The 17,629-nt window shown below is 60.7% G+C and carries 6 protein-coding genes; 4 read left to right on the forward strand and 2 right to left on the reverse strand.

Going from position 1 to position 17,629, the window contains the following annotated elements; all coding sequences use genetic code 11:
* Positions 1 to 152: 152 nt before the first annotated feature.
* Positions 153 to 2,426 (forward strand): 5-methyltetrahydropteroyltriglutamate--homocysteine S-methyltransferase, encoded by a 2,274-nt coding sequence (gene metE, locus VNS12_RS04645; RefSeq protein ID WP_325486674.1) that lies wholly within the window; start codon positions 153 to 155, stop codon positions 2,424 to 2,426.
* A 101-nt stretch (positions 2,427 to 2,527) separates the two neighbouring features.
* Here the strand turns inward: metE and VNS12_RS04650 are convergent, their stop codons facing one another.
* Together VNS12_RS04650 and VNS12_RS04655 are read right to left on the reverse strand one after the other, a co-directional pair.
* Positions 2,528 to 3,874 (reverse strand): sensor histidine kinase, encoded by a 1,347-nt coding sequence (locus tag VNS12_RS04650; RefSeq protein WP_325486675.1) that lies wholly within the window; start codon positions 3,872 to 3,874, stop codon positions 2,528 to 2,530.
* Positions 3,871 to 4,545 carry a response regulator transcription factor gene (locus VNS12_RS04655; RefSeq protein WP_325486676.1) on the reverse strand — a complete coding sequence of 225 codons (675 nt, stop codon included), beginning with the start codon at positions 4,543 to 4,545 and terminating at the stop codon, positions 3,871 to 3,873. The genes VNS12_RS04650 and VNS12_RS04655 overlap by 4 nt, the downstream gene beginning before the upstream one ends.
* Positions 4,546 to 4,734: 189 nt before the next feature.
* Between VNS12_RS04655 and VNS12_RS04660 the strand changes: the two genes are divergently transcribed.
* The 3 genes from VNS12_RS04660 to VNS12_RS04670 all read left to right on the forward strand — a co-directional run bounded on the left by VNS12_RS04660 (position 4,735) and on the right by VNS12_RS04670 (position 17,568).
* Positions 4,735 to 5,964, forward strand: a complete 1,230-nt coding sequence (locus VNS12_RS04660) for an efflux RND transporter periplasmic adaptor subunit (RefSeq protein ID WP_325486677.1) — start codon at positions 4,735 to 4,737, stop codon at positions 5,962 to 5,964.
* A 5-nt stretch (positions 5,965 to 5,969) separates the two neighbouring features.
* The gene (locus VNS12_RS04665) at positions 5,970 to 9,095 is read left to right on the forward strand and encodes an efflux RND transporter permease subunit (protein WP_325486678.1); all 3,126 of its coding nucleotides are present in this window, start codon (positions 5,970 to 5,972) and stop codon (positions 9,093 to 9,095) included.
* Between the two features lie 409 nt (positions 9,096 to 9,504).
* Entirely contained in the window at positions 9,505 to 17,568 is an 8,064-nt protein-coding gene (locus VNS12_RS04670; protein WP_325486679.1) for a DUF7507 domain-containing protein, read from the forward strand.
* Positions 17,569 to 17,629: the final 61 nt, after the last annotated feature.

The following is a 17,629-nucleotide window of genomic DNA, read 5'->3' on the forward strand; positions in this document are numbered from 1 at the left end:
CGGCCTGACCGCAGGCGCATCACTTCCCATTCATTCCCTTTTTTCTCCGCGTGGTTCGTTGGAGCGCTTCCAGCAAAAGTGGACGCCACTTTTGCGGTTCGGAAGCGCGACCGATCAAAGACTCGCGGCCCGTTTTCGCATGAGGCAAATCCATGACCGTTTCGGCCAATCTCGGCTTCCCCCGCATCGGCGCGCATCGCGAGCTCAAATTCGCGCTTGAATCCTATTGGAAGGGCGCGACGTCAAAATCGGACCTGTTGGCGACCGCCGCGCAGTTGCGCGCCCGCCACTGGCAATTGCAGCAAACCGCCGGGATCGAGGTGATCCCCTCCAACGATTTCACACTTTACGATCATGTGCTCGACACCGCGCTGGCCTTTGGCGCGGTTCCCGAGCGTTTCGCCGATCTGCAGAGCGGTGATCCGCTCGATCTCTATTTCGCCTGCGCGCGCGGCACCGACACCGCCCCGGCCATGGAGATGACCAAGTGGTTCGACACCAATTACCATTATATCGTCCCCGAATTCGCGCCCGACCAGACGTTCAATCTCTCTTCGACCAAGATCGTTGATGAATTCCGTGAGGCCCAGGCGCTGGGCATCGAAACGCGCCCGGTCCTGCTCGGGCCGGTCACCCTGCTGTCGCTGGGCAAGGCCAAGGGCGATTTCGCGCCCATCGGCCTGATCGACCGCCTGGTGCCCGCCTATGCGGAAATCCTCGCGACGCTCAAGGCCATCGGCGCAAAATGGGTGCAGATCGATGAGCCCGTTCTGGCGCTCGATCTTAGCGACAAGCAGCAGGCGGCGCTGAAATTCGCGTTCGAAGCGCTGGCTCCCATAGCGCCCAAAATCATGCTCACCACCTATTTCGGCGCTCTGGGCGACAATCTCGACCTCGCCGCCGATCTTCCGGTGGCCGGTCTGCATGTCGATCTCGTCCGCGCGCCGGAACAGCTCGAACCCGTATTGGCGGCTTTGCGCGACAAGCCCACCACCCTTTCGCTCGGCCTGATCGATGGCCGCAACATCTGGCGTGCCGATCTGGAAGAAAAATTCGCCTTCGTTCGTCGCGCCTGGGACCTCGTCGGCCCCGATCGCCTGCAGATCGCGCCATCCTGCTCGCTACTGCACACCCCGATCGATCTCGATTTCGAAACCAATCTCGATCCGGACCTCAAATCCTGGCTCGCCTTTTCGCGGCAAAAGCTCGAAGAGGTCCAGGCTCTCACCCTCGCCATTCAACGTGGCGAAGGCGCGGCTCGCGAGGCCTTTACAGCAAGCAGCAAGGCCCTCGCGAGCCGCACAGCCTCCGAACGTACCCATAATTCCCGGGTGCGCGAACGCGTGGCGTCCATCACCCCCGACCTGCTCAGCCGCAAAAGCCCTTTTGTGGTCCGCGATGCCATCCAGAAACAGCGGTTCAACCTGCCGCTCTTTCCCACCACCACCATCGGCTCGTTCCCCCAGACCAGGGATGTGCGCCAGGCCCGCGCCGCCCACAAGCGCGGCGAGCTCGACAGCACGGCCTACAATGGCTTCCTCAAGGATAAGACGCGGGAATGCGTGGCCATCCAGGAAGAACTGGGTCTCGACGTGCTCGTTCATGGCGAGTTCGAGCGCAACGACATGGTGGAATATTTCGGCGAGCAGTTGGAAGGCTTCGCGTTTACGAAAAGCGGCTGGGTGCAGTCTTACGGCTCGCGCTGCGTCAAGCCGCCGGTGATCTTCGGCGACGTCTCGCGCCCCCATGCGATGACGGTGGAATGGTCCGCCTACGCTCAGTCGCTGACGCGAAAGCCCATGAAGGGCATGCTCACCGGCCCGGTCACCATCCTGCAATGGAGCTTCGTGCGCGACGACCAGCCGCGTTCGGAAACCTGCCGCCAGATCGCCCTGGCCATCAGCGACGAAGTGCTCGACCTCGAAGAGGCGGGCATCGGCATGATCCAGATCGACGAACCCGCCCTTCGTGAGGGCCTGCCGCTGCGCAAGGCTGATTGGGCGGATTATCTCGCCTGGGCTGTCGATTGCTTCAAGCTCTCCGCCGCCGGCGTCGCCGATCAGACCCAGATCCACACCCATATGTGCTACGCCGAATTCAACGACATCATGGACGCCATCGCCGCGCTCGACGCCGACGTGATCTCCATCGAAACCTCGCGCTCGGACATGGAACTGCTCGAAGCGTTCGGCACCTTCAAATACCCCAACGCCATCGGCCCCGGCGTCTGGGACATCCACTCGCCGCGGGTGCCCGATAGCGAAGCTATGGTCGCGCTTCTGAACAAAGCGTTGGAAACCATCCCGGCCGAACGCCTGTGGATCAACCCCGATTGCGGCCTCAAGACTCGCGACTGGTTGGAAACCCGAGCCTCCCTTGTTCAATTGGTTGACGCCGCGAAGCAGTTGCGGGCGGCAAGCCGCTAGGTTGTCCATACGCGTTTCCGATATTATGGCGGCTTCGGGTCATCATTCGTCCGAAGCCGCCATATCCAGTGTGGGAGCGCGCTTTCCTGTTTGCGGCTCCCTCATCTTAGGGGCAGAGACACTGTGAAGGCGGTTCCGCCGGAGGGGCGGTCGGCGACGGAGACGTGCCCCCCATGCAGTCGGACCACGTCGCTGACGAGGCTCAGCCCCAGGCCTGATCCGTGATTGAGCGGTTTGACCCGGTGGAAAGGTTCAAAGATGTCTTCCTTGTGCTGGTCGGGCACACCCGGGCCCTCGTCTGCAACCATGAGCAGGCCGTCGTCATCGATCGTGATCCGGATTTCCCCGCCGCCGCCGCCATGGGCTATCGCATTCTGGATGAGATTGGCGACGACGCGCTCGATGGCGCCATAGTCGGCGCGGACAAAGCTGCTGGCGAGCTTGCTGTCAAAGGCAATTTCATAGCCCGCGGCTATCGCGAGCGGGGCAAGATCGGCCACGACGTCCCGGGTCAGTGCGACAAGGTCGGTTGCCGTGTCCTCGGGGGAAATCTGCTCCAGGCGCTGCACGTCAAGGAGTTGCTCGGCAAGGTTGTTCAGCCGCGCCACGTCAAGCAGAAGCCGCTGGCGCTCGGGCCGCGGCACGAGCGTTTCAATGCGGGTCTGGAGAATGGCGATCGGCGTCTTGAGTTCATGGGCGGCGGCGGCCAGAAACCGCTGTTGGCGCATATAGCCCTTGTCGATGCGCTTGAGGGCGGCATTGAAAGCGCTCACGAGGGGTTCGATTTCGCGGGGCAGGCGATCGGTGGGCAGTTGCATGCCGCGCTGGTCGATATCGATCATGTTGGCCTCGGCGGCGACCGCTTCGACAGAGCGCATCTCCCTGCGGATGATCCATGGGATCATGGCCGTCGTTGCCAGGGCCAGCACGGCAAACAACACCAGCAGGTAATGATTGATCGCTTGTAGCGCGGCGGGGATGATATCGACCAGCCTGCCATTGCCGGCAATAATGTGCAGGCGGGCGTCCCCGTCCTCATAGATGCGCACGAACGCATCGAGGGTCGAGCCCACGTCATAGCCGCGCAGGCTCACCCCGCCAAGCTCACCCACGCGGCTGGCTATGCCGGCGTAGATCTCTGGCACGCTGCCGAAGCTCAGGGTCGCGCCGTGTTCATCCTGAGCCACGAACCAGAACCCGGGCGCTTCGTCATGCAGGCGTTCAAAGGCGGCGGTGGGATGGAGGATAAGGCGGCCATCGGCGTCCCAATCGAGAGCCTCTGCCACCACATGGGCATCATCGGGATTGGAAATCTGCCGGTCGAAACCGTAAAGCAGAACGATGGCGCCGATCCCGAGCGTGGCCGAAACAACAATCGCGATGCCCTGAACCAGTACGAGGCGGACCATCAGGCGCGATCGCAGCGAGCGGGTGCGTTTCCAGATCATGCCGACTGCCGGATGAGATAGCCGATGCCGCGGATCGTATGAATTTCAACGCCGGCACCGGCCTCGGTCAGCTTTCGCCTGAGCCTTGAGATGTGCGCATCAAGGGAATTGGAGGCGATTTCATCATCGAATCCGAAGACGGATTCTTCGAGCACTGCGCGGGTCACGCTGCGCCCGGCGCGCTGGATCAACGCTTCGAGCACCAGCCGCTCGCGCCGGGGCAGGCCCAGAACAGAACCACGGACGCTCGCCTCCCGATTGGCGACGTCGTAGGTCAGATCTCCCAGGCTCACAAGCTGGTCGATCATGGCGACCGGGCGCCGGCGCAGCGCCCGTATGCGGGCGATCAACTCATCGATGGAAAAGGGTTTGGCCAGATAATCGTCGGCGCCGACGTCCAGCCCTTCGATGCGCTGCTGGGTCGATCCATATGCGGACAGCACCATCACGGGCACCCCGCCGGTCTCGGCGCGCAAATACGAAATGAAGGTCAGCCCCTCGCCATCGGGAAGGTGACGGTCCAGAACGACCATATCGTAGCTCGCCGATTGGATCGCTTCCCTGGCAATCGCCAGATTTGGTGCCAGATCCACAATCATGTCGTGCCGTTTGAGGGCTGCGGTGATCATGCTGGCCATTTCCGGCTCATCTTCAACGAGCAACAATCGCATCACAGTCTCCTTGTGGCGCACCTTCAAGCGCTAACATTGCCCCAGCGTTACGGGCTACGGGAAAAACGCAATGCTGATGCAATCTTTGTGATGTACCAGCGGGCAACGTGCCGTCATTGCGGCTTATAAACAGCGAGCTGTCCCGGATGGTGGCACCGGTGGCAGCGCAGTCAGGTCCAGGAATTTTTCATGAATGTGTTGCATGGCAAGGATGCGTTTGCATCCGCAAACGAGCCTGTGTCACCGTCCGAACCCAAGGGTGGCAAAGCCGATCAACCCACGCCGCGCAAGGGCCGGTTCTGGCTTTGGATTCTTGTTTTGGCCGTGATTGGGGCAGGGGCCTATGTCTGGTTCTCGCAATCGCAAACGCAATCATCGGACGCGCCCGCTCCCGTCGCTATGGACGAAGCGCCGTCAGACCCGGTGATCATGCGGCTCGATCCGGTCGAGATTTTTGAGGTTGCCGCGTCGACACAACTCGAAACTGTCAACATCACAGGCACGCTGCGTCCGGCGCGTCAGGCTTCGGTTTCCACTCGCAGCGCGGGCATGATCGAGACGGTCAACGTGCGGCCGGGCGATCGTGTTGAACAAGGTGATGTGATCGCCGAGATCGATACAGCGGAACTCTTGCTGCAGCGCCAGCAGCAGGAGGCCGCCATTGCGGCGACGCGCGCTCAACTGACCCTTGCGCAAAGCCAGCTCGACACTGCACGGGCGCTGGCCGAGCGAGGAACGAGTTCGCGCTCTGCCCTTGAGGCGGCGCAATCGGGTGTCGACAGCCTCGAAGGCAATCTCAGCGCTCAGGAAGCACAACTGGCGACCCTCGATCTCACCCTGTCGAATGCCACCATCCGCGCGCCTTTTGCCGGCATCATCGCCGAGCGCATGGTCGATTCCGGACAGTCGGTCAATCCGGGCACTCCCGTTGTGGTCGTCGTCGATACGGCGCAGATGGAGGTGGTCGGTAACGCCTCGTTGTCCGACGCGCTCGATATTGAAGCAGGACAGGATGTCGTGATCACCGTTGAAAGCCTGCGCAACCGGACCTTTGCCGGCGCGGTTGGCCGGATCAGCCCGGTGGCGGCGCAAGGCACACGCTCGCTGTCGGTGTTCCTGACCCTCGACAATCCAGGCGGCATGCTGCGCGGCGGCATGTTCGTCACCGGACAGATCGTGATCTCGCAGGCTGAGGATGTGATCGCGGTCCCCCGTCAGGCGGTGCTTGAGGACGATGACGGCAGCTATGTGCTGGGCATCAAAGATGATCAGCTTGTGCGCCGCGCTGTCGGCATCGTCCGGGAATGGACAGATTCGCGCATGACGGAAGTCACCGGGCTTGATGTCGGCGATGTCCTCGTCGGACAGCACCTTTCGGGACTTGCCGCCGGCATGCCCGTGACAATCGAAGGGCGCTGATTGCCATGTTCCTGACACGCATTAGCGTCGCCCAGCCGGTTTTTGCCGCCATGGTCATGGTGGCCATCATGGTCTTTGGCATTTATTCATACCAGCGACTGCCGGTCGAGCAACTGCCGGACATCGATTTGCCAGTCGTGGCAGTCGTTGTCGCCTATCCGGGAGCCTCGCCCGAAGCGGTGGAAAACGACGTCGTCCGACCGATCGAAAATTCAATCAACTCCCTGAGCGGGGTTGATACGCTTCAGTCGATTTCGCAGTCGGGTCAGGCGATGATCATCATCCTGTTCGACATGGAGATCGATTCTGCTGCCGCCGCGCAGGACGTTCGCGACCGCGTCGCCCAGGCCGAATCCCAACTTCCCGAAGGGGCCAATCGCCCGCAGGTCCTGCGGTTTGACCCGGCCGAAATGCCGGTCGTCTCGCTGGCCATCAGTTCCGACACGATGTCGGCCAGGGATCTCACGACCCTGACAGACGACGTGATCGCCACCCGGCTTGGCAACATCCAGGGTGTGGGGCGGGCGACGATCGTGGGTGGAGTGCCCAATCAGCTCAATATTCTGGTCGACCCTGACCGCCTGATCGCTTTCGGCGTGGGTATGGACGCCGTTGTTGCGGCGGTTTCCCAGGATAATCAGGTTGTTCCCGCCGGAGCCGTCCGAGATGCCTCCTCCGTCCAGTCGATCCAGATCGAGAGTGAGATAGCGGATCCGGACGATTTCCTCGACATCATCGTTGCCAGACGGGGCAATCAGCCAGTGCGATTGGGAGATGTTGCGGTGATCGAGGCCGGTCAGGCCGACGAAAACAGCCTTGCCTATGTCAATGGCCAGCGCGCGCTTGCCGTGGATATCGTCAAGATTCAGGGGGCCAATACGGTGTCGGTCGCCGCCGCGATTCACAAAACCATCGCAGATCTTCTCGAAAACGAACTTCCCGAGGGCGTGCACGTCGAAGTCGTCCGGGATGGTGCTGTTCCGGTGGAACAGTCGTTTTACGCTGTCATCAATATGTTGGTTGAGGGCGCGTTTCTGGCCGTGGTCATCGTGTTCCTGTTCCTCAACTCCTGGCGCTCGACGATCATTACCAGCCTCACGCTGCCCATTTCGATTATCGGCACCATGGTGGTGCTCGACATTCTGGGCTTCACGCTCAACATGATGACGCTTATGGCGCTGTCGCTGTCGATCGGTATCCTGATCGACGACGCTATCGTTGTGCGCGAAAACATCATGCGTCACTTGCAGATGGGGAAATCGCACCGGCAGGCGGCTCTCGATGGGACCAAGGAAATCGGCCTGGCGGTTCTGGCCACGTCGCTCACCATCGTCGCCGTATTCCTGCCCGTGGCCTTCATGGACGGAATTCTAGGGCTGTTTTTCCTGCAATTTGGCGTGACGGTTTCGGTCGCCGTGCTGATTTCGATGTTCGTGGCCTTTACGCTCGATCCCATGATGTCGAGCATCTGGTACGATCCCCACGCCCATGAGGATGCGCCGCGGGGCCGGATCGGTCGTACGATCGGGCTGTTCGGTAAATTCTTTTCTTGGCTGACGGACCGCTATGGCAGTCTGCTCAAATGGTGCCTCAATCACCGCATCACCACGCTCGTGGCTGCTCTTGCCATCTTTGTGGGCAGCTTCCTGTTGATCCCGCTCGTCGGGTTCGAATTGATTCCCGCGCAGGACAACAGCGAGTTTCAGGTTACGATCGAGACCCCTGTTGGCTCCTCGCTTGAATATACAGCCGCCAAGGTCAACCAGATCGAACGCGTGCTGCATGAGTTCCCGGAGGTCGAGCGGACCTATGCCACGGTTAATTCCGGTCAGTCTCTGGGTGAAAACGCTGCATCTATTCTGGTGTCGATGGTCCCGCCAAGTCAGCGTGAGTTGACGCCGCAACAGATGACGGCACCGGTGCGCGCGGCCCTGGCCTCGGTTCCCGGCGTCCATACCCTTGTGGGGGCTGCAAGCGGTCTTGGCGGGGTCGCCAAGCCGATCTCGGTCAACATCTTTGGCGACAATCTCGATACGCTGCGCAGGGTTTCCGACTCGCTGGCCGCCGAATTTGCCGCCATCGATGGCATCGTCGATATTGAAACGTCGCTTCAGAGCGCACAGCCGGTTCTCGGAATCCGCATCAATCGCGAACTGGCGTCCGATCTGGGCGTCTCCATGCAGCAGATCGGTGCCACGCTACGCCCGATGCTGGCCGGACAAGAGGTCAGCACCTGGGTCAACTCGCAAGGGCAGAATGTCGATGTGGTCGTCAGGCTTCCCGAATATCTGCGCGACCGTCCCGATGTGGTTGGCTCCCTGCCGGTCAGCCAGAGCGGTGCCACGGGCAGCCAGCAGCTCATCCGCCTTGACGAGGTTGCCGAAATCATCCTGTCGGAGGGCCCGGGCGAGATCAATCGACAGAACCTGTCGCGGTCGGTTCAGGTTACCGCCGATATTTCGGGGGCTGCGCTTGGCGACGTGATTGGCCCGATCCAGGCCGCGATCGACAATCTCGATCTGCCGGTGGGCTATTGGGCCTCGATGGGTGGGGACGCCGAGAGCATGAACGAAACCTTCGGCTCGGCGGGCTCGGCGCTACTGCTGGCAATCGTCCTCATCTATCTGGTTCTCGCCTCCCAGTTCGGCAGTCTCTTGCAGCCGATTGCGATCATGATCTCGGTGCCGCTATCGCTGGTTGGCGTGCTGCTCGGCCTCATGGTCGGCGGGAGCACTATCAACATGATGTCGCTGATCGGCTTCATCATGCTGATGGGGCTGGTGGTCAAGAACGCCATTCTGATGGTGGACAATACCAATCAGAGGCGCTCCGAGGGCCTGTCGTTGCGGGATGCGCTGGTGACGGCGGGCACGACGCGGTTCCGGCCCATCGTCATGACCTCGCTGGCCATGATCTTTGGCATGCTGCCGCTGGCGCTCAGCCTTCACGAGGGCAGCGAGCAGAACGCCTCCATGGCCCACGCGATTATCGGCGGCATGATCTCTTCGTCGCTGCTGACGCTTGTCGTGGTGCCGGTGATCCTGACCTATATCGACGGGTTCGGCCGGTTCGTTTCCCGCTTTCTGCCCAAGGGCCCGGACGATGCCGAGGTGCATGCCCCGGCGGAATGACCTTGGTCTTCTCGCGCAATGCTGCGGCAATGATCGTGCTGCATTAATGCCTGTGCCGGAGAAAAAAACCGGCCCAGGCCAGGCAAAAGCTCTGGCTCTGGAAAAGAAAATAAAGCTTCTTGCTCTTGCAATCGTGCCATAAAGCACGCTTGTCGCGCTCTCGCGCACCAATGAGGCCTCGCCTGAAAGCGGGGCCTCATTTCACTTTCAGGCGGCCAGAGCGGCAGGATGTCGCCTCGGGGGCCATACCAGGTGACAAAAGACTCTGTTTAAGCGAGAAGGGGGCAAGTCTTGGCCAAGTGTTGCCGAATCACCCTGTCCTGCCGCGCCCCAGAAATTTGCGGCTGATCACGATTGAAGTTGCGCTCCGACCAGAAGGTCACGGCGCGGTCTCCAGTGAGTCCTGAATATGTCTATACGCTCGTTTGTCGTTGCTACAGTCCTGGCTGGAGCTGGATTGTTGATTCCGCAATCGGCGATGGCGCAGGACCAGTTTCAGGTCAATATCGACAGTCTCGCACCAGTTCCTGCGGGGGGCGATGCAACCTACAAAGTGCGCATCGATAATGCTGGAAATTTCACTACCGGTGCCACCACAGTAACGTTCGATATTCCAGTCGATACTGACTATGAGGGAGTGCTCGGGCTCGATAATTGTGACCCACTGAGCGGCGAAGGACCGTTGAGCGTCATTTGCGACGTTCCCGCAATCGGCGTCGATGGGGCCGTTGAGGCCACGGTGTTTCTGCGCCACTTCACCGAGGGGACCGTTACCTTTGCCGCTGAAATGACCGAAATGGCGGATGAGACCCGGTTCGAGCGGACCACAACCGTTCAGAAGGGCGCTGACCTCGGTCTGACGCTAAGCGCCCTGCCAGAAACGGTCCAGGCGGGGGATATTGCCCAGTTTTTTGCCACGGTCACCAATCACGGCCCCTATCCCTCCGGGGCCGCCACTTTGGATGTGACCATTCCCGACGGGATGTCGCCAGATTTCGAACTGCCGGCGGCATGCTCGGTCACCGGCTTGCTCATTTCGTGCGTTGTGCCGCCGCTTGGTGTCGACGAAACCTTCGAGTTTGAGTTTTCGTCTCAGGTCACGACCGCCGACGAGTCCGACATCACGATGGATGCGAGGCTGATCAGTGAAAATCCACGTGATCCGAATGCCGCAAACGATGGGATGACGGCCCATCTCGCGGTGTTGCCGGGGACTGATCTCAGCCTGGGCAAGGCGCGTTCGCCTCTCGGGCTGCTGCTCGTTGGGCAAGAGGTTGAGTTTACTCTTACTCCCCGCGTTGCCGGGCAGGACCCCAAAACCGCTCAGATCACCGATGACGTACCGGTGAACTATACAATTACAGAAGTGCTCGCCGAAGCGGGCTGGACCTGCGCGGTCAACGGGCAGGTCGTGACGTGCGACTATGACTCCGGCGAAGCGGGGGCCGATTACCATACGCCGATCGTGATCAAGGCAGATGTGGCTGCGGCTGGAGAAGGCATCGTCAATACTGCCGAGATTGAGTCTGAAGACGAAAATGCTGGTGCCGATGGCAATAACCGGGGCGCCGACATTCCCGCCAACATTGTCCCGCCAACCCTCGATTTGCGCGCCAGAAAGGCGGGGCCGTTCGAAGGGCTGGTGGTTGTCGGCGAGGAGTATGACTTCAGGCTCTGGGCAGTAAACGACGGTAATCTGCCGTTCGATAGGGAGTTGACCTATACAGACCACATTCCCGTAGGCCTTACCGTAACCGCTATTTCGGCTCCTCTCGGCTGGACGTGTCCGACCGTTCCCGCGAACGGCTTCCTCGGCGCGCAGGATATAAGCTGCACTACAGACAAATATACTAGCGATCCTCTGCGGCCAGGTGAACGCGCGGATACCATCACCATCACGGCAAAGGTCACCCAGGCCGATATCGACCCGAACGGGCTGACGGTGTCGTATCTCGATTATGAGGAAGATGACGCCACGCCGGGCAATAATGTCACCAACAGTGGCGGGCTCACCAGCGTGGAGCCCGGCAATGCTGCCGATGTGGGCGTCATCAAGTCGATCTCGCCCACAGCCTCCCCCGTTGTGGCTGGCGATGCGATCACCTTCCGCATCGAAGTCGTCAATAGTGGTCCGGCCACTGCCGAAGACGTGCGGCTGGAGGACAGGCTTGAGCCCATCGTCAATCCCATCGGACATGCGCTCAGCTATCCGACGGTTGATCCGGCGTTCGATGCCAATGGAATGGTGTGTTCCTTCGGAGCGAGCGGCGCATATTATTATCGCGACCTTTCCTGCACAATCGCCAGTCTGCCGATCTGCACACCGGGTGACGATTGCCCATTTGTGGATGTCACCGTCCATGCCGGCGGGGTCGGCAGCCAGTCGAACACGGCTGTTGCCTATTCGTTCAAAACGCCGGATCGTGATACCAGCAACAATGAGTCGATGGTCCCGTACGAGGTTGATCCGCGTACCGATGTGACCATCACCAAGACCAGTGCATCCATCAATGCCGGGGCGGCGGTAGGGCAGCCAATCACCTATGTGATCGCAGCCAGTGTCCTTGATAACGGCTTGAGCCCTGCCGACGGGGTAATCGTTCGGGATACGCTGCCAAAAGATGTACGCTTTATCAGCGCGACGCCCAGTCATGGTGGCTGTTCTGTCGTGCCCTCCGTCAATGCGATCATCGACGATACGAACCGTCTCATTCAGTGCGAGGTGGGGCAGATTGGCGTCAATTCCCAGCGCACTGTGGAAGTGGTGGTCGTGCCGACCATGGCCCTGCTTCCTATCGCCCCCGATACCGTGAGCGAAATCGTCAACAGCGCGACGGTTACCACGACCACGCCCGAGGTTGATGAGGACAATAACGATGCCAGCGTCAGCATTCCGATCAATCCGCCCTCGCTCGACCTGATCGTCAGCAAGGAGGAGTATCTTGTTCCCGACCAGTCCATGACGACGCCCGACCCGGTGTTGATCAATGAGCAGGTCGGGTATCGCATCATCGTGACCAATGTGGGCCCGTCAGATGCGACGGATGTGGTCCTGACCGATATTCTGCCAAAGACGGGCTTTGTCGCTCCATCGCTGCCTGACGAGCCCGATGGGTGGACATGCGATTTCGAGGGTGTCAATCCAGCCGAACCGGGCGGCGACCTAGTCTGCAAAGCAGCCTACTTCCCAGCCGGTGAGACCGCTGTTTTTGAATTCACCATGAAGGCCGATGAACGCGGCTTGCACACTAACCGCGTCGAGGCCTCGTCCGAAGAAACGAGGCGTGGGTATGACAGCAACCCCGGAAATAACGAGGACGCAGAAAGCACCCGCGTGCGCGTTCGTTCCGATCTGCAGATCACCAAGACGCCCGAAAAGGACGAGGTGGATCTGCGTGAGGAATTCTACTGGGACCTGACGGTCGTCGGCCTTACCGATACTTTCCCCGGCCTGGATGTGGCCGAAGCGGTGACGCTGCACGATACGTTCCCTCAGGGTATGATCATTTCGCGCGCGCCTGAAATTTTGCATCCACAGACCGGAAGGACCTGCAACGCTCCGCTTGGGACGAGCGCGCTCTCGTGTGATCTGGGCGATGTCGTGCCCGGTGAAACCGTCACCGTGCGGGTCTGGGTCAGGATCGTAGAGCCGCATGCGCCGGGTACGCGGATCGTCAACACTGCGCGGGTCAACACGCAGTCGTTCGATCTCTACCCGGGCAATAACGAAGACGAAGGTGAGGTAGCAACCGTTCGCGCCAGTACTATCGAAGGTACGATCTGGCGTGACTTCAACGCCGATGATGTGCGCGACGCCGTTCACGACACGGGTCTGGCCGGGATCACCGTGACCCTGACCGGTACGGCCGAGCATGACCCCGCTTACACGGCAAACGCGACAACGACCACGGCGGCTGACGGTACCTATATTTTCAATGATCTTCCGCCGGGCACCTATCAGGTCGCCTATACCTTTCCAGGTGGTGGCCGCTACGAGCCCGGCAGCGCGCTGCCAGGGGATGGGGCGCCGAGCGCGCCGAACGACTACACCCTCTCCGGTATTGTCGTGGCGGGATCGCAGACCAGCTCGAACCACGATTTCACGCTGATCCCGCAGGCGCAGCTTTCCGTGACGAAGACCGCGGCTGATCCGGTGTTCCATTCCGATGGCAGCTATTCGATCGCCTATACGGTTGTGGTGACAAATGGCAGCGAAGAGCCGCTGGAAAATGTCTCCGTTATCGACGATCTGGTCGGCGCGGGGGGCAATTTCGGCTCTTATACGAGCGCGTCCGAACCCGGTCGGAGTGAGTATACCGTCACCGTCACAGAAGGTCGCTCTGATTTCACTGGCCAGGGTGTACAGAGCGGTCTTTGGACGGATGGAGCACTGGACGTGGCGGGAACGGCGTCCCTTGAATACACGCTGCGGGTCAATCCCGAGGTGCCGCGCGTCCAGCCGCTGGCCCATACCAACGTGGCGAATGCGACGGGTGATGGCGAATGGTCCGGACAGACACCAGCGACCAACGACGATCTCGCCGACAGCGATAGCGTTGTGGTTACCCCGGATTTCGACCCAGAAATCACCATCACCAAGACCGCCAGTCTGGCCGGCTCTACACCGCCTGCGGTGGGTAACGTGGTCACGTATACGTTCCGCATCGAAAACACCGGAAAGACGCCGCTGATCGATGTGTCGCTGACCGATGACCTATCTGGATTGCAGGGTCTCAGCACCACGTTGATCGATGAACTCGCGCCGGGTGAGCATGAGGAACGGACGGCCACATACGTTCTAACCCAGGACGATCTCGACAATGGGTCGGTGGCCAACACCGCCTCAACTAGCGGGCAATGGGGCGAGGACAGCTCTGGCGGCAAATTGACCGTAACGGACAGTGATACTGCAACGGTGCTCGCTCTCGCCAATCCGATGCTCAAGATTGAAAAGACCATACTGTCAACAACGGTCGATCCGCTCGTGCCCACCAGGCCGACGGATACGATCACCTACCAGTTCGTGGTCACCAATACCGGCAACACCAATCTGCGCAATGTGGTGGTCAAGGATCCGCTGCTGGGGGCGGATGTGACGGTCGGTAATCTGCCGGTGACTGATAGGGAACGCACGGTCACCGCGACCTATACAGTCACGCAAGCCGATATCGATGCGGGCGAGGTGGACAATACCGCTCATGCTACCGGGCTTTCCGGGCCGAACGATACGTCGGTCAACAGCGACACCAGCTCGGCCAAGCAGCGCCTGTATCAACAGCCCGGTCTGGTGCTGGTGAAGGTTGTGGACAGTATTCCCGATGAGCCGCGAGCCGGTGACAGCGTCAGATGGACCGTGACGGCAACCAATACCGGTAACGTCACGCTGCACGATGTCAGCGTCAGCGATCCATTCCTTGACGCGGTGGTGACGCCTCCGGCCGATACGACGGTGGCGCCGGGAGCGTCGATCAACTTCACGGTGACGGCACCGCTGACGCAGGACCACATCAATGCCGGCGAGGTCATCAATCAGGCCACAGCCGCTTTCAAGACTCCCGACGACAAGACGGGAACACCTGTCGACTCCAGCAATGATCCGTCGACGCCTGATACGCCGGAAGATACTGTAACTCCGCTCAACCAGAGCCCGAAGATCGGCCTGGTCAAGCGGATGACAGGGCTTCCGACAATCATCCAGGCGGGTGCAGAACTGCCCTACAGCTTCACCATAACCAACCTGGGCAATCTGCCGCTCAGTGCGCTTAAGCTTGAAGACGGGCTCAAGGACTTCGTCCTCGATGACGCTTCGATCGAATTGCTCCGTACGGTGACGCTCCATCCCCTCGATGCTGACGAAGCCCCCACGGCTTCTCCCAATGAGATTGTGGTGCAGGGCGTCTATACGCTCACTCAGAGTGACATTGAGGCCGGAAAGGTGGTCAACACGGCCGAAGCCACGGGCACTCCGACCCATGGTCCGGACGATCCGGTGAGCGCTGAATCGACGGTCGAGACGTCTCTCGCCCGCGCTCCGCAGATCAGTCTCGTCAAAACCGTCAGCGCCACCTCGTTTGGGCCTGCGCTACCGATGGTGGGCGATACGATCACCTATGCCTTCAGCATCGAAAACACCGGCAACGTAATCCTTGACGACATTGAAATCACCGAACAGCTGATCGGGGCGAGGATCACCAATCCGACCGGATGGACCGGGCCACTGGCGCCGGGGAGCACCAATACCGACGCCTTTATCGCGACCTATACCCTCACCCAGAACGACATCGATGCCGGTGAGCTTGAAAACACCGCAACGGTCTTCGGCACCGGGATTGGGCCCGATGGCGATCTGACAACGGTGACCCACGATTCGACAGTGACCCAGCCGCTCAGCACACAGGCGGCCATCACCATCGTGAAGGCCTATGAAGCCGACCTCAGCACGCCGCCCATGCCGGGCGATGAGATCACCTACACGTTTCTTGTGACCAACACCGGAAACGTGACCCTCTCCGATGTCGAGGTTGATGATCCGCTGACCGACCTCAACATGCCGGTCACCACGATCCCGCTTTTACTGCCGGGTGCCGACAACGCGGTCGAGCTGACCGCGACCTATCTGGTCAAGCAGAGCGACATCCAGCGTGGCGAAGTGGTCAACCAGGCCAGCGTCAGCGGTGACCATGGCAGCGGAAGCACGTCCGGAACTGTGGATGCAGACTCTAACGAAATTCGCGTTCCGCTCTCGCAGGTGCCGAGCATTGCGATCATCAAGGAGGAGAGCTCCGCGCTCAACGATCCCACCCAGGTGGGCGAAGAGATCGAATACACCTTCATCGTGCGCAACACCGGCAATCTGGAACTGACCGGCGTGGTGATCGATGACCGGCTGATCGTTCCCACTCCGGCCAGCTTTGCCATCGGCGCGCTGTCGCCCGGCGATGAAGTCACGGTCGGTCCGGTCATCTATGCGATCGTGCAGGACGATATCGATGCTGGCGAGGTCATCAACCAGGCCACGGCCACCGGCACCTATGATGATGGATCGGGACCAGAACCAACCAGTGATCTGTCCGGACCGACCTTCGAGGACGACGAGCCGGTTGTGGTTGAAGTCTTCCAGCCGCGCCCAAGTCTGGCCATCGAAAAGACGGCAACCTTCATGGGCGGGAGTTTCTACGCTCTGGTGGGCGACCCGATCGATTTCGAGTTCACAATCGAAAACACCGGCAATGTCGACATCACCGGTGTGAGCCCGCGCGAGCTGGATTTCACGTTCAACGGACAACCGGCTGAAAACACCCTCTCGGCTTTCGATCCGCTCTCGGCGGACCTCAAGCGAGGGGAAACGGTGACCTTCACGGCGCGCTACCTGCTCACGCAGGGTGACCTGAACGCTGGCGCAAACGTAACCGACGGTGTCAGCAACACCGCCGAGGCGGTCGGCACGTTCGATGGCGCCGAGGTGACCTCGCCCGACGACACCGCAATCCTGACATTGCTGCCCCAGCCGCCAAGCGATGTGTCGATCACCAAGACGACGACCCGTCCCAATATACGGCGCGGCGAAACGGTGCCGTTTACGATCAGGGTCGAGAACCATTCGCTTGCCGATGCCGGGCTGGTGACTATAACCGACCGCATCCCGGCGGGGTTCGTCTATGTCGAGGATAGCGCCCAGGTCGATGGTGCGGCTTTCACGCCGTCGATTGCCGGACGAGACGTGACTTTTGCCGATCTGCGTCTGGTGCCCAAGGGGGTCATCGAGATCGACCTGGTGCTGCGGGCCCTGCCCGCGACCCCACCGGGCCGCTACACCAACATCGCCTTTGGGATCGATGCGCTTGGCACACCCTTGGAGGACGAGGGCCGCGCCACAGTGGAAATCCTCGCCGAGGCCGTGTTCGATTGTTCCGATATCATCGGTACCGTCTTCGACGATCTCAACGGTAATGGCTACCAGGACGAGGGCGAGCCCGGCATTCCGGGCGTGAGGCTGAGCACGGCCACAGGTACCCTGGTCACGACGGACGCGTTTGGCCGCTACTCGATTCCTTGTGCCGCACTGCCCGCCGCCAATGTCGGCAGCAATTTCGTGCTCAAGATCGACGCGCGTACCTTGCCGGCCGGCTTTGCCCTCACCACCGACAATCCCGCGATGGTGCGCCTCACCCCCGGCAAGATGGTCGAGATCAATTTCGGCGTCTCGCTTGGCCGCGAAATCCGCATCACCATCGGTGACGCAGCGTTCGTTGGCGGGGGCACAGAGCCGACTGTGGACATGCTCGCGGGCATCTCTCAGTTGACCGGGCTGCTGGCCGAGGATCGCTCGCGGCTGGTTGTGGTTCTGGAAGCAACCCGCGAGGGACCGGCTGATGCGCGCGCCGAAAAGATCATTGCGCTCATAAGGCAGAGCTGGAGGGATTTTGGGGCGCCCTATGCGCTCGATATCGAAACTACAGTGATCGAACGGTGATCAAGATGACGGTTTTTTCTCCTGCTTCCCGTTCCTTGCTAACTTCGCTCCTGGTGACGAC

This window comes from Pelagibacterium sp., assembly GCF_035555455.1.
In the GTDB taxonomy this organism is placed as follows: domain Bacteria; phylum Pseudomonadota; class Alphaproteobacteria; order Rhizobiales; family Devosiaceae; genus Pelagibacterium.

Excerpts from the sequence above, each read along its gene's own strand:
- VNS12_RS04655 (WP_325486676.1), bottom strand. The coding sequence starts at position 4,545 with ATGCGATTGTTGCTCGTTGAAGATGAGCCGGAAATGGCCAGCATGATC.
- metE (WP_325486674.1), top strand. The coding sequence starts at position 153 with ATGACCGTTTCGGCCAATCTCGGCTTCCCCCGCATCGGCGCGCATCGC.
- VNS12_RS04660 (WP_325486677.1), top strand. The coding sequence starts at position 4,735 with ATGAATGTGTTGCATGGCAAGGATGCGTTTGCATCCGCAAACGAGCCT.
- VNS12_RS04650 (WP_325486675.1), bottom strand. The coding sequence starts at position 3,874 with ATGATCTGGAAACGCACCCGCTCGCTGCGATCGCGCCTGATGGTCCGC.
- VNS12_RS04670 (WP_325486679.1), top strand. The coding sequence starts at position 9,505 with ATGTCTATACGCTCGTTTGTCGTTGCTACAGTCCTGGCTGGAGCTGGA.
- VNS12_RS04665 (WP_325486678.1), top strand. The coding sequence starts at position 5,970 with ATGTTCCTGACACGCATTAGCGTCGCCCAGCCGGTTTTTGCCGCCATG.